This window comes from Sinobaca sp. H24 (assembly GCF_023845525.1).
The window spans coordinates 133,631-153,156 of the sequence record NZ_JALBWT010000014.1; the positions used below are offsets into that span (position 1 = coordinate 133,631).

At 47.3% G+C, this 19,526-nt stretch carries 17 protein-coding genes and 4 pseudogenes; 3 read left to right on the forward strand and 18 right to left on the reverse strand.

Annotated elements, in window-relative coordinates:
• Window positions 1–67: 67 nt before the first annotated feature.
• The 3 genes and pseudogenes from uraD (at window position 68) to MMY81_RS18345 (ending at window position 2,329) form a co-directional block, all read left to right on the forward strand.
• Window positions 68–592 (forward strand): 2-oxo-4-hydroxy-4-carboxy-5-ureidoimidazoline decarboxylase, encoded by a 525-nt coding sequence (gene uraD / locus MMY81_RS18335; RefSeq protein ID WP_252313991.1) that lies wholly within the window; start codon window positions 68–70, stop codon window positions 590–592.
• A gap of 35 nt (window positions 593–627) precedes the next feature.
• Window positions 628–984 (forward strand): hydroxyisourate hydrolase, encoded by a 357-nt coding sequence (gene uraH, locus MMY81_RS18340; RefSeq protein WP_252313992.1) that lies wholly within the window; start codon window positions 628–630, stop codon window positions 982–984.
• A gap of 32 nt (window positions 985–1,016) precedes the next feature.
• Window positions 1,017–2,329, forward strand: a pseudogene (locus MMY81_RS18345) (NCS2 family permease).
• Window positions 2,330–2,428: 99 nt separating this feature from the next.
• Here the strand turns inward: MMY81_RS18345 and MMY81_RS18350 are convergent.
• The 18 genes and pseudogenes from MMY81_RS18350 to purF form a co-directional block, all read right to left on the reverse strand.
• Window positions 2,429–2,836, reverse strand: coding sequence for an Rrf2 family transcriptional regulator (locus MMY81_RS18350; protein ID WP_252313993.1), 408 nt, complete (start codon window positions 2,834–2,836; stop codon window positions 2,429–2,431).
• A 167-nt stretch (window positions 2,837–3,003) separates the two neighbouring features.
• A pseudogene (locus tag MMY81_RS18355) lies at window positions 3,004–3,929 on the reverse strand (metal ABC transporter solute-binding protein, Zn/Mn family).
• 171 nt (window positions 3,930–4,100) lie between these two features.
• Window positions 4,101–4,604 carry a (2Fe-2S)-binding protein gene (locus MMY81_RS18360; RefSeq protein WP_374562281.1) on the reverse strand — a complete coding sequence of 168 codons (504 nt, stop codon included), beginning with the start codon at window positions 4,602–4,604 and terminating at the stop codon, window positions 4,101–4,103.
• Window positions 4,582–6,849 carry a xanthine dehydrogenase subunit D gene (gene pucD / locus MMY81_RS18365; protein WP_252313995.1) on the reverse strand — a complete coding sequence of 756 codons (2,268 nt, stop codon included), beginning with the start codon at window positions 6,847–6,849 and terminating at the stop codon, window positions 4,582–4,584. The genes MMY81_RS18360 and pucD overlap by 23 nt, the downstream gene beginning before the upstream one ends.
• Window positions 6,833–7,711, reverse strand: coding sequence for an FAD binding domain-containing protein (locus tag MMY81_RS18370; RefSeq protein WP_252313996.1), 879 nt, complete (start codon window positions 7,709–7,711; stop codon window positions 6,833–6,835). The genes pucD and MMY81_RS18370 overlap by 17 nt, the downstream gene beginning before the upstream one ends.
• A pseudogene (locus MMY81_RS35495) lies at window positions 7,684–8,282 on the reverse strand (nucleotidyltransferase family protein). The gene MMY81_RS18370 and the pseudogene MMY81_RS35495 overlap by 28 nt, the downstream one beginning before the upstream one ends.
• Window positions 8,279–9,061, reverse strand: a complete 783-nt coding sequence (locus tag MMY81_RS34270) for an XdhC family protein (protein WP_252313999.1) — start codon at window positions 9,059–9,061, stop codon at window positions 8,279–8,281. Before MMY81_RS34270 ends, MMY81_RS35495 begins: the two are co-directional and overlap by 4 nt.
• Window positions 9,058–9,252 carry an XdhC family protein gene (locus MMY81_RS18390; RefSeq protein WP_252314000.1) on the reverse strand — a complete coding sequence of 65 codons (195 nt, stop codon included), beginning with the start codon at window positions 9,250–9,252 and terminating at the stop codon, window positions 9,058–9,060. Before MMY81_RS18390 ends, MMY81_RS34270 begins: the two co-directional genes overlap by 4 nt.
• Before the next feature lie 14 nt (window positions 9,253–9,266).
• Complete coding sequence (locus tag MMY81_RS18395; RefSeq protein ID WP_252314001.1) at window positions 9,267–10,613, reverse strand: 5'-deoxyadenosine deaminase; 1,347 nt, start codon at window positions 10,611–10,613, stop codon at window positions 9,267–9,269.
• Window positions 10,614–10,850: 237 nt separating this feature from the next.
• Window positions 10,851–11,201, reverse strand: a complete 351-nt coding sequence (locus MMY81_RS18400; protein WP_252314002.1) for a Na-translocating system protein MpsC family protein — start codon at window positions 11,199–11,201, stop codon at window positions 10,851–10,853.
• A 125-nt stretch (window positions 11,202–11,326) separates the two neighbouring features.
• Window positions 11,327–11,629, reverse strand: coding sequence for a YerC/YecD family TrpR-related protein (locus MMY81_RS18405; protein ID WP_252314003.1), 303 nt, complete (start codon window positions 11,627–11,629; stop codon window positions 11,327–11,329).
• A 131-nt stretch (window positions 11,630–11,760) separates the two neighbouring features.
• Window positions 11,761–13,083, reverse strand: coding sequence for an adenine deaminase C-terminal domain-containing protein (locus MMY81_RS18410; protein ID WP_308215388.1), 1,323 nt, complete (start codon window positions 13,081–13,083; stop codon window positions 11,761–11,763).
• A complete protein-coding gene (locus tag MMY81_RS34275) occupies window positions 13,008–13,502 on the reverse strand; it encodes a hypothetical protein (protein ID WP_308215389.1) in 495 nt (164 codons plus the stop codon). Before MMY81_RS34275 ends, MMY81_RS18410 begins: the two co-directional genes overlap by 76 nt.
• A gap of 251 nt (window positions 13,503–13,753) precedes the next feature.
• Window positions 13,754–15,013, reverse strand: coding sequence for a phosphoribosylamine--glycine ligase (gene purD / locus MMY81_RS18415; protein ID WP_252314004.1), 1,260 nt, complete (start codon window positions 15,011–15,013; stop codon window positions 13,754–13,756).
• Window positions 15,014–15,027: 14 nt separating this feature from the next.
• Window positions 15,028–16,566, reverse strand: a complete 1,539-nt coding sequence (gene purH, locus MMY81_RS18420; protein WP_252314005.1) for a bifunctional phosphoribosylaminoimidazolecarboxamide formyltransferase/IMP cyclohydrolase — start codon at window positions 16,564–16,566, stop codon at window positions 15,028–15,030.
• A 5-nt stretch (window positions 16,567–16,571) separates the two neighbouring features.
• Window positions 16,572–17,153: a phosphoribosylglycinamide formyltransferase gene (gene purN / locus MMY81_RS18425; protein ID WP_252314006.1), complete on the reverse strand. Its 582-nt coding sequence runs from the start codon at window positions 17,151–17,153 to the stop codon at window positions 16,572–16,574.
• Window positions 17,150–18,187, reverse strand: coding sequence for a phosphoribosylformylglycinamidine cyclo-ligase (gene purM / locus MMY81_RS18430; protein WP_252314007.1), 1,038 nt, complete (start codon window positions 18,185–18,187; stop codon window positions 17,150–17,152). The genes purN and purM overlap by 4 nt, the downstream gene beginning before the upstream one ends.
• Before the next feature lie 19 nt (window positions 18,188–18,206).
• Window positions 18,207–19,526: pseudogene (purF, locus tag MMY81_RS18435) on the reverse strand (amidophosphoribosyltransferase); the annotation flags it as partial.

The window sequence follows — 19,526 nt, forward strand, 5'->3', positions numbered from 1 at the left end:
ACTACGATAAAACTACACCAGCAAAGCAGCCGGGGCGGCAGGCCATACTGCATAAGGAGGCAGAGAGATGATGTATACTCTTCAGGAACTAAACAACATGACAGACAGCGAATTTACCGATGCGTTAAAAGATGTCTATGAACACTCGCCCTGGGTGGCTGAAAAAGCTTCTGCCCATCGTCCTTTTTTCAGCCGGAACGACCTTCACAGCGCCATGGTCCAGCAGGTTAGAAAAGCTTCATCAGAGGAGCAGACGAACCTTATCTGCGCTCATCCGGTGCTCGGAACATCCAAACCAATGAGCACGGCCTCCGTCTCAGAACAGGAAGGAGCCGGCCTGCAGAGCTTAACCGAGGAAGAGCAGCATCGTTTTAATGAATTAAACACCCTCTATATGGAACGGTTTGAGTTTCCGTTTATCTACGCCGTTAAAAATAAAACCAAGCGGGATATTTATCATTCCCTGTCAGAACGTGTCGAGCTGACAAAAGAGGAAGAGAGAGACCGGGCGCTGGAGGAAATTTATAAAATTGCCAACTTCCGTCTGGAGTCGCTTCTGAATGAAGAAAAAGAAAGTCGACCTTCTTCATAAATTCCGCTTTAGTATGCAGAAAGGAGATTCTTACTATGGCGCTTACTACCCATATACTTGATATCGCCCACGGCCGCCCGGCAGCTTCTGTTCAAGTTCAGCTTTTTTCTATTGATGCTGAGGGCACCCGCACGTTTCTCCATGATGCGCGGACCAACGCAGACGGCCGCCTTGACGCCCCGCTGCTCTCATCTAATGAACTGAAGGCTGGAGAATACGAAATGCTGTTTTTTACCGGTGATTATTTTGCTTCAATAGAACAAAGTCCGTCTGAAGAACCCCGCTTTCTTCAGCACGTCAGCGTAAGATTTGGCATTTCTGCACCGAATGAACATTATCATATCCCGCTGCTCATTTCTCCATGGGGGTACCAAACCTACCGGGGCAGCTGATATTTGATGGCCCAAGAAGGAGAGGAACATACGTGAAGAATTATTTTTCTTTTGATGCACTACATACGACTTACCGGAAAGAAAGTATTGCCGGCGTTACTACATTCCTGTCCATGGCTTATATCTTGTTTGTTAATCCAATGATTCTCAGTGATGCAGGAATGGATGAAGGTGCTGTTTTCACAGCCACCGCTTTGGCTGCAGCTCTTGGTACCCTTATTATGGGGATACTCGCCAAATATCCAATTGCTCTTGCTCCCGGCATGGGGCTGAACGCTTTTTTCTCCTACACTGTTGTTCTTGGCCTAGGCATTGACTGGCAGATTGCTCTATTCGGGGTATTTATGTCCGGAATTGTATTTATGGCCATTACGCTGTTTGGGATCAGGGAGAAAGTTATTAATGCGATTCCTGCCCAGCTTAAATATGCTGTTGGAGCTGGTATTGGTCTGTTTATTGCTTTTATCGGCCTCCAAAATGCAGGTATCGTTGTAGCAGATGAATCAACAGTAGTAAGCCTTGGCTCTATTACAGAACCGACAGTCCTGTTAGCCTGCTTCGGTCTGGTGATTACCGTTATTTTGATGGTTCTTAAAGTATACGGAGGCATTTTCTTTGGAATGATTCTGACCTCTATCGCAGGAATGGTTACCGGCCTTATTGCACTCCCTTCAGCGGTGGTTTCTTCTGCTCCAAGTCTTTCACCTACGTTTGGTGCGGCTTTCACTGAACTGGGAAGCCTTGATTGGACAACCGCCGTTATTGTTCAATTGATTATCGTTATTTTAACTTTTTGTTTGTCGATTTTTTCGACACGGCCGGAACTCTGTATGCTGTTGCCAACCAGGCAGGTTTCATTAAAGATAACAAGCTGCCCGTGCCGGCAAGGCACTTATGGCCGATTCTTCCGCTACGTCGATTGGAGCCATTCTGGGTACGTCAACGACTACAGCTTACATTGAATCTTCTTCCGGCGTCGCAGCCGGTGGACGTTCGGGTTTTACTTCCGTTGTTACAGCTGGATGCTTCTTAACCGCTCTGTTCTTTTCTCCTCTTTTAGCTGTAGTAACAGAAGAGGTAACCGCCGCTGCCTTAATTATGGTTGGTGTGCTGATGGCTTCGTCCCTTCGTTTCATTGAGTGGGATAAGCTTGAAATTGCCGTACCTGCTTTTCTAACGATTGTTGCCATGCCGCTTACGTACAGCATTGCAACAGGGATTGCATTCGGCTTTATCTTTTTATCCTATTACCATGCTGTTAAGCGGGCGCCGTAAAGAGATACACCCCGTTATGTATGTACTGCTTTTCGTTTTTCTTGCTTACTTCTTCTTTTTAAGTGAATAACATATGTAGAAAAGATTAACTAAAAACCCCACGGATTCCTTTTTAACAGGGATTCGTGGGGTTTTTTGAGTATAAGATGACTAAAAAATAAAAGCTGCTTTACTGAGGAGCAGCTTCTTTATTATTTACTAGATCCACTATCTTTGTTTCTCTCAGCTCTTCTTCCATTTTCAGCTCAGCTGTGGACATGACCTTCTCAATTGCACAGCCTTCCCCATGATTAAAATGACAGTCAAACAGTGACGACTTTCCTTCAATAGCATGTATAATGTCCAGAAAAGAAATGGATTCCCAATCGCGTGGTAATGCGTAGCCGCCATGAGCGCCTGATGCAGAAACCACCAGTCTCTCTTTCACTAATTTTGTCAATATTTTAGACAAGTAGGTGGGAGAAACCGATTGCTGCTCGGCCAGCTGCTGCACTCCTACAGGTTTATCCATCCTGGAAGTCATAGCCAGATGAAGCATCGTATGCAATGCATAATTGGTTCCTTTAGAAAATTTCATAACAATCACCCGCTTTTATTAATAAAGATATCGCGGACTTATTGTATCCTTTATGTAAACTACTGTCAATTGATACATCTGTGAAGTCAGTAAGTCTTTTAGACTTCCTTTATATATTAAAAAAAGCACCGTAAAGGCGCTCTTTTGAAAGATCTCTGTTGCTTTATTTATTGAAGGGAGCCTGCGATCGTGTCGACGTTATGACGGAACATTCCTTCGTATGTCCCCTCTTCGGTTCCCTCTTCACCCATTGCATCTGAGTAGAGTTCCCCTCCTATTTCCACATCATGACCCTGCTGGGCCGCTCCTTCAATAATGGCATTGATCGAACGGTCAGATACACTTGATTCGATAAAAACAGCACTTATTTCCCGTTCCACAAGTAAATTCACTATATTATCCACATCACGCACGCTGTATTCGAATCCGTGCTCAACCCCTGTAGTCCTTCGACTTCCATATTGTAGGCATCGCCGAAATAGCCAAAAGCATCATGGGCGGTCACGAGCACCCTGCTTTCTTCCGGTATCTCGTTTAACTCATTTTCAGCATATGTATCAAGCTCTGTCAGCATATCTTTATATGCTTCCCCCTGCTCTTCATACAAATCACTGTTTTCTTCATTCAGCGAGGACAGCTCTTCTGTTACAGCATCTGCCGTATAGCTCCACATATCCGGATCAAACCAGACGTGAGGATCTGTTGAATCACTGTCTGCTTCTGTCTGCAGCATGTCCTCTGGGATATTCTCCGCAACAGGTACAGCACTTGTATTGTCTCCTACATTATCGAACACTTCCTGCATATTCCCTTCCAGATTCAATCCATTGTAAAAAATAATATCAGCATCTGCCAGTTTCCCTATATCTTCCTGAGTCGGCTGGTATAAATGAGGATCCACGCCCGGTCCCATTAATGTTTCTACTTCTACGTATTCTCCGCCGATATCGTTTACCATATCGCCAACCTGGGAAGTAGTCGCAAGAACCTGCAGCGGTTCGTCTTCACTCACTGCGGTGTTGTCCCCGGCACCACAGGCAGATAACAACCCTGCTGCTGCCATCGCGCCTATTACAAATCCTGTCTTTTTCATCTTGCTTCCCCCTTTATTTTGCCTATGGGCAAGTTTTATAGTAAAAAAATATTATTTAGTTATAGTCTAAAATGTTTCCCTAAGGAAAGAATAGACCATTTTATATTTTCCGTCAAATATTTTCTGATTTTTTACAAAAAAAAGCCCGGTTCCGGACTTTTTCTCTAACGTTTATCGAGAGGCTAGGGTTTCCGCCGCTTTTTGAACAGCTCTGATAATGCTGGCATAGCCTGTACAACGGCAGAGATTGCCTGCTAATCCCTCCTGGATTTCTTCTACGGAAGGATCGCTGTTTTTGTCCAACAGTGCTTTGGCCGCAACGATCATTCCAGGCGTACAGTAGCCGCATTGAAATCCGCCTTCCGTTAAAAAGGCTTCTTGGATCGGGTCCATTGTCTCTTTTGATCCAATTCCTTCTATTGTTGTTATGCTGCTTCCCTCCAGCTGACACGGCATGATTAAACAGGCATTCATCAGCTCTCCATCTACGAGAATGGAGCATGCTCCGCAGCGGCCGATGCCACAGGAAATCTTCGTTCCCGTCTGCTGCAGATCGTCTCTAAGTACATCTGCCATTCTTTCGGCCGGATTTCCACTATACGTTACCTGCTGTTTATTTACTTGAAAATGAATAGCTTTTTCCGTCGTGCTGCTATGCGCGGATTTCATCTGCATTCTCCTTTCGCCCCAGATTCATCAATACTTCTCTTGAAATCGGTATGCTCGTTACATGCATGCCGACAGCCTGGAACACGGCCTCAGCAATCGCTGGAGCCACAGCCACTGTACCAATTTCTCCTACACCACGTGGTCCGTACTGATCCTCTTCATATAAATCCTCAATCGCCTCTACTGCCATGACAGCCGGTACATCCTGAATACTTGGAATCATGTAGGTATCCAGGTTATCGGTATCATACCGGCCGTTTGTCATGGCGGCGTTTTCCATTAAACTATAGCCGACAGACATAACGCCGCCACCTTCCACCTGTCCTCTGTACCCTTTAGGATTTACAACGGGCCCGGCTGCTACAGCATGCTGCAGGTCTATTACTTTTATTCTCCCTAGACGCATATCGATTTCTATCTCTACAAGTACGGCGCCAAATGTATATAAAAAATGGCCAGAATCGATTTCATCCGGCGTTACTGGAAAATCAAAGGTCGTCTGCACTTCCAGCTTCTCATCTGGAGATGCCTCTGCCAGCTCACGGTATGATAAAACTTGTTCTTTTGTTTCCAGTAGATACACTCCGCCTTTCCCTGTATAAAAATCTTCCGGTTTTTTCTCAAGAACCGCCGCTGCCCGTTCAAACAGCAGCTGCTGGAACAATGGCTTCAAGCGCTGGACAGCATGATACACCATGCTTGTGCCGCGCGAAGCGGTAGTTGAACCGGAGACCGGGACTTTTTCTGTGTCTCCTATAAGAAAACAAACATCCTCCCGGCTGCATTCAAATGCCTGGACAAGGGTGTTTTCGATAACTGCTACAATTCCCTGTCCGCACTCCTCAAACCCAAAGACACCTTCTATTTTACCTTCCTGATTCAGGCGGATCATGCCCCCGGAAGGATCAAGGCGACCGTATCCAAGCCCTCCACCGTGCATGGTCACAGCCGTACCCAGGCCGCGTTTCATATATTTTGCAGCAGGCGGCTTGTCTATAAGCTCCAGCTGCTTCTCTTCCCTGATGCGGTCCACGGCTTCCAGTACCAGCTGTCCGCCGTTCGTCGGGGCAATCCGGTGGCCTAGTGGTCCCGGCGATTCATGCTTTCTCATATTAAATGCCTGGAAATCATGCAGGTTCATGTTAAGCGCAGATGCAAGACGGCTGATCTGCCCTTCCAGTGCAAACGTTATCTGATTTCCACCAAAGCCGCGGAATTCACCGGCTACACCGTTATTCGTATAGATGGATAATCCTTTTGTGTGCACATGGTCAATGTCGTATGGGCCGGATGCATGTTCCACAGCAAACTCCAGAATAGCAGGGCCCAGCGTAGCATAGGCTCCTGTATCAGCCTCTATATACGTTTGGTGGGCTATAAGCTTTCCTTTTTTGTCCACTCCTGTTTTCATTTTTATTTTCATCGCATGCCGCTTGATGCCGGCCCGCACTGACTCTTTCCGGCTGTTATGAATCTGGACCGGTTTTCCTGTTTTTAAGGCAAGCAGGGCAGCGTAAGGCTGTACGTTCAGCTCATCCTTTCCGCCGAACGAGCCTCCCATTGGACTCGATACGACGCGGATGCTTTCTTCTTCCATGTCAAGAATTCTGGAAAGCTGAAACCGGTCTTTAAGCCCGTGCTGGGTGCCCATGTAAACAGTAATACCTCCGCCTGCTTCCGGTACAACCACCCCGCCCTCGGTTTCCATGTATGTGTGCATCTGCCTTGGTGTTTCGTATGTTTCCTCTACAACGACCTCACAGGAAGCAAATGCATCTTCAACGCGGCCGCGCTTCTGCTCTGCCTGATGCAGTATATTCCCTTCTTCATGAAGCCCCGGTGCTTCTGCTGCCAGACTTTTTTCCATCGTGTCCAAAATAGGCAGCTCTTCATACTCTACGATAATTTTCTCCAGCGCTTCTTCAGCAGCTTCTTTTGATACGGCGGCAACGGCCGCAACCGCATCTCCCATATAGCGGACTCTGCTTTCACAGAAAACCGGCTGATTTGGTACGACGATGCCGAATCCATTTAAGCCGGGAACATCCGCTGCTGTAATAACAGCCTCTACGCCGGGATGTGCTGCCGCTTCTTCTGTCTGGATACGTTTAATCAAAGCATGAGGGTATCGGCTGCGAAGCACGCGGCCATAAAGCATGCCTTCCATTTGTCGATCCGTTAAATATTTCAGCGTACCTGTCACTTTCTCTATTCCGTCTGGACGAACTCTTCCGTCATTTTTCAGCGGCACGGCTCATCTCCTCCTCTTTCCAGGCTTCGAGAGCTGATTCCAGTATCATTCCGGCAGCCATTCTTCGATAGCCGGCTCCTGCAAAAACATCTGATACCGGTGTATACTCCTCCAAAATGATTTCGCAGGCTTTTGCTGCTGCTCCATTCGTCAATGTCTGATTTTCCAGACAGGCTTCTGCGGCCGGCATCCGCTCCGGCGGATAGTCACCGCCGCCTATAACTATTCTTACGCGCTTGAGACGCCCTGTCCGCGTCCAGTCTGCTGAGGCCGCCACAGTTAGAATCGAGGGGCTGAATGTTTCTCTGCTTCCTACTTTTTCAAAGAAATCAAGCACCGGAGCCGGGAGCGGGATTTGAACAGCCAGAAGCATGGCAGCTTTCTTTTGCTCCTGCTCCATATATTGTTCCAGAGGCAGCACCTGCTCTCCATCTTCGTCGATGAAACGCGCCCTGGCATCTAATGCCAGCAGCGAAGCCGCCGCATCTCCTTTACGATAGCCGATGTTGCCGCCAATCGTTCCCTGATTTCTGATAGCAGGTGATCCTACCACACCGATGGCACTGCATAACATCGGAATGTGAGCTTTTATAATAGGGTGATCCATACAATAACGAAGCGGGACATTCGCTCCAATAGAAAGAAAATCCTCTCCATCCGCCGCCTGCCGTTGAAGCGTCTGCAGTTCCTGAAGTGCCTGCAGCATAATGATGTAAGGCGGAAGGGGTATTCCTTTTTCCCGCTGAAGTTGAAATGTAGTGCCGCCCATCATAAATGCGGCGCTCGGACCATACTTTTCCTTCATCTGCCACGCTTCTTCTATCGTTTTCGGGTTTAAGATGGTACTGTTTGCAGCAGCCATTGGTAATCTTCCTTTGTGTCTATGTCGTAGAAAAGCGAATCGTTTGCTGAGGAAAGAAAAGTCCCCCTTAGAGAGGTATCACATCGAAGAATGTATCGTGCGCCTTCATCCCCTTCGAGCTGTTTCAAGCGGGGAAAAAGCTGTTTTTCCAGTAAAAGCGGCGGCTGCAGACGGTCTAATGCAGCATAATCCTGTAAATGCTTTCCACATGTGCTGATTAGTTGATTAATTCTTTCTGCAGTAACAAAAGGCTGGTCAGCCAGAAGCACAACGACTGCATCAGCGCCTCCCGCTTCGGCTTTTTCTATACCGCTCTGCAGGAATACGCCTGGCCCTTCTCAGCGTGTTCTGATTCTATAGTTTTCCAATTCCCGTGATAAAGTTCAGGAGCAATCCATTCTATATCCGCTCCGGGACGAGTGACAATTACCGTGCTGTCAAGGTTTGATAAAAGCGCCTGCTTTAAAGCTATACTGCCGAGAGAATATTTTCCGGCAGGAAGATGAAGCTTACTCTCCTGCATCCGTGTGCTTTTGCCTGCAGCCAGATAAATACCCGTTATTTTTTTCATCTTACTGCCTCCTTTGCAGCGGCCTGTTTCGATAAAGGAATTAGTTCAGCTAAAATACTGACAGCAATTTCCTCCGGCCCTTCCGCTTTAATAGAGAGGCCGACAGGAGAAGCAATCCATTCCGGAAGCGCATCTCCGTCCATAAGGCGTTCTGCTCTTGCTTTGGAGCCGAGGATGCCGAGATACGCCGGTCTCTTTAGAATCAATTCCTTCAGCAGTTCTTTATCGTGCTGAAAATGATGGGTCATCAGCAGTACAAAATCAGAGGAAGAAACCGGTACGTTCGCAGCAAGTTCTTTAGGAAATCCACAGTAAACTGCCTCTGCTGACGGGTGTATATCTTTCCTGCACCTTTCCCCGCGCCAATCGGCAACGGTTATGGAAAAACCGCTCATCGAAGCCATATGGACAAGCGGCTCCACATCGGTACCAGCTCCAAATATAACGAGCCTCCGCTTTGGTTGTATGACCTGGGCATACATCACTTCACCGGTGGCGGCAATAAAACGACCCTTTCTTCTGCCCCCGGGGACCTCTTCCGGTGACACCAGTATCGTTTTCAAATGCTGTTCTTTCTCCACCCGCAGCACCGCCACTTCTTCTCCTGCTGACAACCTTTCCTCCATCGTATACAAACGATTCACTTCTTCTGCTTTCAGAGGCTCCATATGGACAAGAACGCTTCCGTTGCATCCTGATCCTTCTCCCCAGGAAAGCGGATCATACCCACGCATATCGTATTCGACGGTCCTGGCCCCCTGCTCCCATACTTCTATCACTCTCGCTGCAATATCCTGCTCCAGCAGCCTCCGCTTAATACGCCTGTCATCATCCCTTTTTTATCCACAAGCATCGTTGTGCCTTCTTTTCTATAGGCGGATCCTTCTACATGAATAATTGTCGCCAGCATGGCAGGTTCATTGCGTTCCATCCGGCGGAGGGTCTGAATAATCCTGTGCAGGTTTTCCATCTGATTTCTCCTTTCTACTTTACTGGATTTTTGATAGAGTTCAGCATGCGCTTAATGGAAATGTCCGATTGGGTAAGCACTTCAGATTTATTAACCGTTAGATGCTTTTTATTTTCCATTACGATTTTCCCGTCGATAATTGTCGTTTCAACATCCTGTGCCTGTGCGGAGTACACGACACGGGAATAGGGATCTACAGTTTCGGAAGGGTAGCTGTGAAAATCACGCAGATCCATTAGAAATAAATCGGCTTTTTTTCCAACTTCAATACTTCCAAGTTCATGATCCATTCCTATTGCCTTTGCGCCGCCCCGTGTGGCCATGCGGAGTACTTTTGCGGCAGGCATAGCTGTCGGGCCATGAATAGGTTTGGGAAGAAGAGCAGCCAGCTTCATTTCATGAAACATGTTCAGATTATTGTTACACGCTGCCCCGTCTGCTCCAATGCTGATATCACAGCCGTCTGCGTCCAGGCTGTATGTATCTGCAATACCGGAGGCAAGCTTTAAGTTTGAGCCCGGGCAGTGCACCATTTTTACTTTCTTTTCTTTTATAATTTGTTTTTCTTTTTCATTGAGCCAGACGCAGTGCGCCAGAATCAGGCGTTCATTCGCGAGGCCGATATGATCAAGATATTCTATATTCGGCATCCCGCGCTGGGATTCGACCAGCTCAATTTCCCCTTTATTTTCGGAAGCATGCGTATGAACATACACATTATAATAAGCAGATAAATCACGGACTTCCTTTAACAGTTCTTCCGTGCAGGATACGACAAAGCGCGGGCTGAAAGCATACTGAATTCTGCCGTTGTCATAGCCGTGCCACCTTTCCAGAAGCTCTACGCTCTGTTTAATGGAGCTCTGTGTATTTTCAAGAAGCTGGGAAGGTACACCATCTCCTACATCCATCATGACTTTTCCGGACAAAGCCCGAATGCCGCTCTCGGCAATAGCCTGAAACGCCGATTCGGTATGATGAACCGTCTCCATATCGACGATAGTGGTGGTCCCGCCGCTGATGCATTCCCCAATGCCAAGCATGGCTGAATAATAAATTGATTCTTCATCGTGGGCGGCTTCAAGCGGCCACAGTCTTTTTTTCAGCCAGTCCATTAATTCCATATCGTCAGCCTGTCCCCGGAATATTGTCTGGCACAAATGAATGTGTGTTTGAATAAATCCAGGCAGTACGGTTTTCCCCGTGCCGTCTATAATTCTTGTCCGGGCCGTATCCTGAGCCTGAATATCCTTCCCTAACGCAGCAATGCGTCCATCCTGAATTAATATGTCTCCGTATACTATATCCATGGCATCATTCATCGTAATAATTTCCGCATTTTTTATAAGAATATCTTTCATGATAATCCCTTCTTTACTGTATATTTCGGATAAAAAAGCCGGAGAAATACACAGTCCTTTGACTATGTACTTCTCCGGCTTCTATTCTTCTCCGTCCAGCGGAGAGAAAGCTCCCGATTTTTATGATTAAAAGAGACAATCCGGATGAACAGACCGTTTCCTTTTCGTTTAATTAGTATTATCGTATGAAAAAAATAATCATTTGTCCTGTTATTTGTTAGATATCCTTACACGTTTTTATACAGCAATATAAATAATCGCCGCGGCTTCCTCTGTTACAGGATCGAAATCCTTTAAAATGGTTTTCACTTTAATAGAAAGTTCTTTTTCCAGCTCCATCTTTAAACGCTCTTTGAACTCTTTAATCAGCGTTGTATCTACGGTCAATGTAAGTTCCGGATATTTCTCATGAATGGCCTCGAGTGCAGGTACGCGCTGGTGCTCCCCAAATACAAGGATTTTATCCTGCAGTATTTCGATTTTCTGTTTTCTGACTCCGACTTTATACATCTCCTGATTGACTTTATTATAAATCTGCGCAATTTCTTTCCGCAGTGCTTTTTCGTCCATTTCGTTATATGCGCTCATGTTGTCCCTCCTTCTTATAGTATAGTAGATATTTCTTTGCATTCCTGCTGTTTATGTATATAATCTGACAGCTTTTTACGTCATATAAAAACCGCCCCCCTGCCTGAGCCTGGGGAGCGGTTCCTTTATTTTTCCTGGGTTTCTTTAATTCGGTTCAGTGTCATTTGATAACTGTCGTTACCATAGTTCAAACAGCGTTTGACACGTGATATCGTAGCCGTGCTGGCTCCGGTTTCTGTTTCAATCTTGTGATACGTATTTCCGCTCTGCAGCATTCTGGCAACTTCCAGACGCTGAGCTAAGGATTGAATTTCATTTATGGTACACAGGTCATCAAAAAATGCATAGCATTCTTCCAAATCCTTTAATGACAATATGGCTTGAAACAGCTGATCTAATTCTTTTCCACGAAGTTTATCAATCTGCATTCTCTACACCTCACTTTAAAACGAATGTCCAACTTTCATTCCTGCTGTATTAAACTGTCTCTCAGACACTGATAGATATGAGAATCAACGTCTTTTTATGAAATTAACATTTCTTCCTGTACTTTTACAGTTTAACGCATAATAGAAGGAAAGAGTACCGTTTTCTTATGAACGTCAAAAATTCCTTTTTGGGTTACCCGAATGTAGGGCAGATGCGTTGAGGAGAAGAAAAGCATGCTGTATATAGGGTCATCATGCTTATATCCGCGCTCACGGAGCTTTTCTTCAATGCTTTCATGTTTGGCGATCACTTCTTCCATCGGCTCAAGCGACATGGCGCCGAACAGCTTCAGCGGAAGCCCTTCAATAACTTCATTGTTTTCGACGAGAAAGATTCCGCCATCATTCTGCTTGAGCTCTTCGAATGCACGAACCATATCTTTCTTTCGTTTACCGATTAAAATAATATCACCGGTATTGGAGAAAGTCGTCGCCAGTCCGCCCAGATTCTCTGCAAATCCTTTTATAACTGTATTAATACGCCATTTCCCATGGCGGTCGAGCATCGTAAAAAAGCACTCATCGTGATCGGGATCCAGTTCATCAATCGCTGCATCCACGCCTATTTGGTACGGTTTTAGAATAACTGAATTCACTAATTCAATTCCCATAGGCATAGAGAAATGAAGATCCTCCTCAGAGAGTTTCCAATCGAGCATTAACGGGTGCACGCCATATTCACTCCAAGAAAAATGCTTCTGCGGATACAGGTTTTTCTCTTCACGGTACACCCATTTCCCTTTTGCCATCACTGCCTCCGGCTTAGGAATCGATGGATCTTTTAGAAAGTTTATATGCGCAATCCGTCCCGGCGCGATCATTCCGACGTAGTCATCAATACCGAGATGTTTGGCGGAATTGTAGGAAGCCATTTCATATGCTTCTATTTCCGGCACCCCTTTTTCCAGCGCTATTTCAATGGTGCGGTCCATGACTCCATCTTTATAAAAAGAAGGCGTGGAGCCGTCTGTGTTCATCGTAAACCGGCTGAAATCAGTAATACCTGCCTCAAGCAGCCCTTCCAGCATTTCCGGCAGATCCGGGCGGATGGAAGAATAACGCAGGGAGGTAGTCATCCCGGCATCCAGTCTCATTAACGCCTCGTCTGCTGTCATGGCTTCATGGTCGCCTGAAACGCCCAGAAGCGCCATTTGAATGATCGTTTTTTCAGAAGCACCGGGCAGATGACCTTCAATCGGTTTGTTTGCTTCTTTTGTCTGCTGCATCCAGTGAAGAATCGTATCATCTCCCGTCATGACCCGCGGCCATGCCGTTAATTCCCCGCCCTGTACGACAAGAGGATGCTCTACCCAGGACATCATTTTGGAAGGAGAAAAAATGGAGTCTTCTTCCTCCATCTCCGTCTGGGCATCGTATCGTGCCCACCAGTACATGGAAGTCGGAGGTTATCCAGCTCTTCTATTAAAGTAAGCGCTTTCTTTTTATCAACATGCAGAAAGAAGAACATATTGTCATTTACCAGTGTCGTTGTTCCCCGCTGGGATGCGTAAGCTGCAAATGTATGGGGGTTGTAGAGCTGAAACGGATGGACATGGGGCTCTATATAACCTGGCACAAGAAACTGACCTGTGCAGTCTACTACTTCTGCCTGGTCTGTATTATCAGGAAGGCTGTCTCCTACGTATATAATGCGATCGTCTGATATCCATATATGGCCTTCCAGCCATTTTTTCCGTGCACTGCTCAAGTATGTTGCGTTTTTTAGTACTACATCAGGTGAACGCTGTCCTCTGATAACGGAAAGTTGATTTCGAAGTGTTTGTTTGTTCCATCTAAATAACCGGGATGCCATGTTTTCACCTGCTTTGCTGGATTTTTTATTTGCTGAATGTTTGATTCTATCGTATCATACTTTGCTCCTGTACTCTACGAAAGGAAGTGACAACTGTGGGAACTATCTCCCGGCTTACCGGGGTGCGCCGCCTCTACTACTGTAACAAAAAGGGAGGTTCTGCTTTGTATCATTGAGAAGAAATCTCCCATTGAATTTCACCCCCGGTAATAGAAAAGCCCTCCGCCTGACCGGCAGAGGACTCAAATACATCAGGAAGAAGCTGATACGGCTTTATGGCCAATATCTTTACGGTAAAACAAGTTGGTCGTATCGAGCTCTTCAAGCTTGGCATAGACTTTTGTCTGCGCCTCTTCAAGCGTAGAAGCTTTTTCTGCAAGTAAAAGTACACGGCCGCCTGCCGTTTTATACTCCCCGTCTTCTTCTTCCACGCCTGCAAAAAACAGCATATCAGACGACGGTACTGCTGCAATCGGCTGATGCTTTGCATAAGAGCCTGGATAGCCTTTGGAAGCGGCTACTACACCGAGAACCGCATCGTCGGACCAGGAAAGCTCAGGCCTGCTGCCGGCAAGCAGTTCCAACATTACTTCCGCCAGATCGGATTCCAATCGAGGAAGCACGACCTGCGCTTCCGGGTCCCCAAATCGAGCATTAAATTCAATCACTTTGGCTCCGCTGTCCGTCATCATCAGGCCTGCATACAAAATGCCGGTAAACGAGCGCCCTTCCTGTACAAGAGCTTTCGCAGCAGGTTCCAGCACCTGTTCTACTACTGCTTCCTGAACCTGCTTATCTTTAAACTGCGGCACAGGACTGTATGCCCCCATTCCGCCGGTGTTCGGACCCTGATCCTGATCATAGGCGCGCTTATGATCCTGCGCTCCTACCATTGGAATGACCGTTTCGCCGTTCACAAACGCCATAAGTGACAGTTCTTCCCCGCTTAAATATTCTTCAATCACAACTTCCGCCCCGGCACCGCCAAATTTACTGTCCACCAGTATATCGTGGAGCGCGTCTTGTGCTTCTTCTTCTGTAAGGGCAACGGTTACGCCCTTCCCTGCTGCCAGACCATCTGCCTTAATTACAATAGGAGCACCGATTTTCTGCACATACGCTGACGCTTTATCGTAATCAGAGAACACTTCATAAAAACCGGTCGGAATATTGTAGCGCTTCATAATATCCTTAGCGAATGATTTACTGCCTTCAATTTTAGCAGCAGCCTGGGAAGGACCGAATACGGTCAGTCCTTCCTTGTGAAAGCGGTCAGCCAGTCCTTCTAACAGCGGTACTTCCGGACCGATCACAGTCAGTCCGATATCTTCTTTTTTGGCAAAAGATATAAGACCGTCGTGATCTGATTCATTGATCGCTGTACATTCTGCCACTTCCTTCATTCCCGGATTACCGGGGGCTGCGAACACTTTATTGGTTTTACGGCTTTTGGAGAACGCCCATGCGAGAGCATGCTCCCGGCCGCCTCCGCCGATAACGAGTACATTCATAAGAATCGCTCCTTTTAATGTTTAAAATGACGGATGCCTGTGAATACCATCGCAATACCCAGTTCATCAGCCATCGATATCGATTCTTCATCACGGATAGAGCCGCCCGGCTGAATAATAGCGGTTACGCCGGCTTCGCCTGCAGCTTCCACCGTATCTTTCATAGGGAAAAAGGCATCAGATCCCATCGCGGAACCGACGGCTTCCTCGCCTGCCTGTTCTACCGCAATAGCTGCAGAACCGACGCGGTTCATCTGTCCCGCTCCAATTCCAATTGTTTTGTCACCTTTAGCCAGTACGATCGCGTTTGATTTCACATGTTTGACTATTTTCCAGGCCAGTTTAAGATCCTGCCATTCCTGCTCGGAAGGCTCTCTTTTGGTTACGACACGTACATCTGCATCCAAAAACCCTTTGGCATCCTGTTCCTGAACAAGCGTTCCTCCGTAGATGGAAGTCATTACCGAACGCTCCATTGGGACTTCATCCATCGATACGCTTAAAAGACGGATATTCTTTTTAGCTGACAGAATGTCCAGCGCTTCCTGAGAGAAATGTGGAGCAATAACAATCTCTAGAAAGATATTCTTCAACTGGTCCGCTGTAGCTGTGTCCACTTCCTGGTTTAATGCTACAATACCGCCGAAAATAGACACAGGATCTGCTTCATAGGCTTTTTGATAAGCCTCGGCGATTGTTTCCCCAACGCCGACACCGCAGGGATTCATATGCTTAACAGCTACTGCCGCAGGCTGGGAGAATTCTTTTACCATTTCAAGTGCTGCCTGGGCATCATTAATATTATTGTAGGAAAGCTCTTTACCGTGCAGCTGCAGCGCGTTGGCAATAGAGCTGATCGGGCCTATCGGCTCTCTGTAGAAAGCTGCTTTCTGATGAGGATTTTCCCCATAACGCAGATCCTGCTTCTTCTCATACGTTACCGTGTATGTTTCCGGATAAAGTTCTCCCGTCTGCTCTGTTAAGTAGTTAGCAATCATCGCGTCATAAGCTGCTGTGTGGCGGAATACTTTCGCTGCCAGCATTTTACGGCGCTCCACGCTGATTTCCCCGTGCTGCTCTAATTCGTGTACAAGCTCTTCATAATCGGTTGGGTCTGTAACAACTGCTACATCCTGATAGTTTTTGGAAGCGGCGCGAAGCATTGTGGGCCCGCCGATATCAATATTTTCAATCGCTTCTTCAAACGTCGTCTCCGGTCGCTCAATGGTTTCTTTAAATGGATATAAATTAACGATCACGTAGTCAATAGGCGCGATATTATGTTCTTCAAGCTGTTTCATGTGGGTTTCTTCCGAACGCATCGCAAGAAGTCCACTGTGAATGTTAGGATGCAGGGTTTTGACCCGTCCATCCAGAATTTCCGGAAATCCGGTAACGTCGGATATTCCAATGACGTTAACGCCTCCTTCTTTGAGAACGCGGCTCGTGCCTCCTGTAGAAATAATTTCAATGCCGAGGCTTTCCAGTTTCCTGGCGAACGGGACGATGCCCTCTTTGTTTGATACGCTGATCAGTGCTCTTTTTGTGTACATATCTGTTAAAAGCTCCTTTCCAATTTTCCAGCGAGTTCATCGATGACTTCCGGATACAATCTATGCTCTATCGCCTGAATGGCATTTGTTAATGTCTCTTTGGAGTCTGTACGGCGGATATTTACCGCTTCCTGCGCAATAATACGGCCGGTATCCATTCCTTCGTCTACGTAATGGATGGTCACCCCGGTAATTTTCACGCCAGCCTCCCATGCCTGCCCGATCGCATCTTTTCCTGGAAAAGCCGGCAGCAGCGAGGGATGAATATTAATAATATTTCCCTCAAATGCATGAAGCAGAGCGGAACCGATCAAACGCATGTACCCTGCCAAAAAGATAAAAGAGATGCCATAGTGCACCAATTCCTGAACTATTTCTTCTTCAAACGCCTGTTTGGAGCTGTACTGTTTCGGCAGAAAGGAAAACACGGGAATATTCAGCGCTTCTGCTTTTTGAATAACCGCCGCCTGCGGTTGATCGCATACAAGCAGGGAGACTGCTGCGCCGAGTCTCCCCTCCTGTTCTGCCCGGACAATAGCTTCAAAATTCGAGCCGCTGCCTGAAGCAAATACTGCTATTTTTTTCATGAAACAGTGCCATCCAGTTCAATCGATCCTCCAGCTGTAACCGTTCCAATTCTTACAGCAGGCTCATCCTCTGACTGAAGTGCCTGCAGGGCTGCCTCCGCATCTTCCGGGCGGACCGCCGCAATAAGACCGATACCCATATTAAAAGTGCCGTACATATCTTTATCAGACAAGCCGCCGGTAGACTGTATCAAAGAGAAAATATCCGGCTTGTTCCAGGCTGATGTCTGAATGGAGGCTCCAAGTCCTTCCGGAAGCATCCGCGGAATATTCTCGTAGAATCCGCCGCCGGTAATATGGGCCATTCCCTGGACGGTTACCGCGTTCATTAAGTTGCGCACTGCTTTTACATATATTCTTGTCGGTGTTAACAATTCAAGCCCGAGCTTTTTTTCAAGCGGGGAGTAAGTTTCCTGCAGTTCCATATTTCCTTTATCAAACAGGACGCTTCGGGCAAGAGAAAGTCCGTTGCTGTGAATACCGGAGGATTCGAGTCCGATAAGCACGTCCCCTTCCCTGATATTTTCGCCGGTGACAATATCTTTCTTTTCCGCCGCACCGACCGCAAATCCGGCAAGGTCATACTCATCCGCATCATACATGCCCGGCATTTCTGCCGTTTCCCCGCCGATCAGGGCACAGCCGGACTGCTCACAGCCGTCGGCCACTCCTTTTACGATCGCTTCAATCTTTTCCGGCACAGCCTTGCCGCACGCGAGATAATCGAGAAAATACAGCGGTTCTGCACCCTGCACGGCAATATCGTTTACACACATCGCGACCGCATCCTGGCCGATGGTATCGTGCTTATCCATTTGAAAAGCAATCATCAGCTTCGTGCCGACGCCGTCTGTTCCCGAAATGAGCACAGGTTCTTTATATGGAAGCGCGGAAAGATCAAACATGGCGCCGAATCCTCCAAGACCTCCCATTACTTCCGGACGCATTGTACGGCTCGTATGCTTTTTCATCCGTTTTACTGCTTCATAGCCGGCCTCTACATCAACACCAGCTTGTTTATATGCATCAGACATCGTCAAGCCCCTTTCTATTCTAGCTGTTCATCACTTTGTCATGGGGATGAACGGTGTCTTCGTAAATTTCCGTTGGATAATTCCCTGTAAAACACGCCAGACACTGGCCGCAGTTCTTGTCCTGGCTGCTTCTTCCGATACCTTCAAGCATGCCGTCGATGGATATAAAGGCCAGGGAGTCAGCTCCCATTTTTTCGCGCATTTCCTCGGTTGTGTGAGTGGAAGCGATCAACTCCGCCTTGGTTGACGTATCGATGCCGTAAAAGCAAGGATGCGTGATCGGCGGTGACGTGATCCGCACGTGTACTTCAAGTGCGCCTGCATCTTTCAAAAGCTGGACGATTCGGCGGCTTGTCGTGCCGCGGACGATAGAGTCATCTACCATTACGACACGTTTGCCGGCGACTACACCACGGACCGGTGACAGCTTCATCTTCACGCCCTGCTCCCGCAGTTCCTGGGTCGGCTGAATAAAGGTACGGCCGACATAGCGGTTTTTAATAAGGCCAAGCTCGTATGGAATCCCGCTTTGCTCTGCAAAACCGATAGCCGCAGAGATAGAAGAGTCCGGAACCCCGGTTACAACATCCGCTTCTACCGGTGTTTCTTTAGCCATCTGCTTGCCGAGGCTTTTCCGGGCGGTATGCACATTGATCTGGTCTACATCCGAATCCGGTCTTGCAAAATAAACGTATTCCATGCTGCAGATCTGTCTGTCTGCCGGTTTGGAAAACAGCTGCGAGCGCATGCCGTCTTTATCGATAATAACAATTTCTCCAGGCTGCACTTCCCGTTCATGCACAGCACCCACGGCATCAAATGCGCATGTTTCCGATGCTACGACGTACGCATCCCCATCCGTCCGATGGAAAGCGGACGCAGGCCGTTTGGATCCATTGCCACCATCAGCTTATCTTCGGTCAGAACGGCCAGCGCGTAAGCGCCTTTAATAGTGGAGAGTGCATCTTTAAACTGTTCCTCAAGCGTTGGATGAGGGCTTCGTTTAATCAGGTGGGCTATTACTTCTGTATCAGATGTCGACTGAAAAATACTGCCTTCCCGTTCCAGGTCACTTTTCACGCCGTTTGCATTTACAATGTTTCCGTTATGGGCGAGCGCCAGTCCACTTGTCTGAGACTGGAACAAAAGCGGCTGTACGTTTAAAAGTCCGCCTCCGCCGGAAGTAGCATAACGCACGTGCCCTATGGCTGCATGCCCCTGAAGCTTCTCCAGTTCGCCTTCTTTAAATGCTTTTGTTACAAGGCCGAGTCCTTTATGAGTGCTCAGCTTATCCCCGTCGCTTACAACGATGCCGGCACCCTCCTGGCCCCTGTGCTGA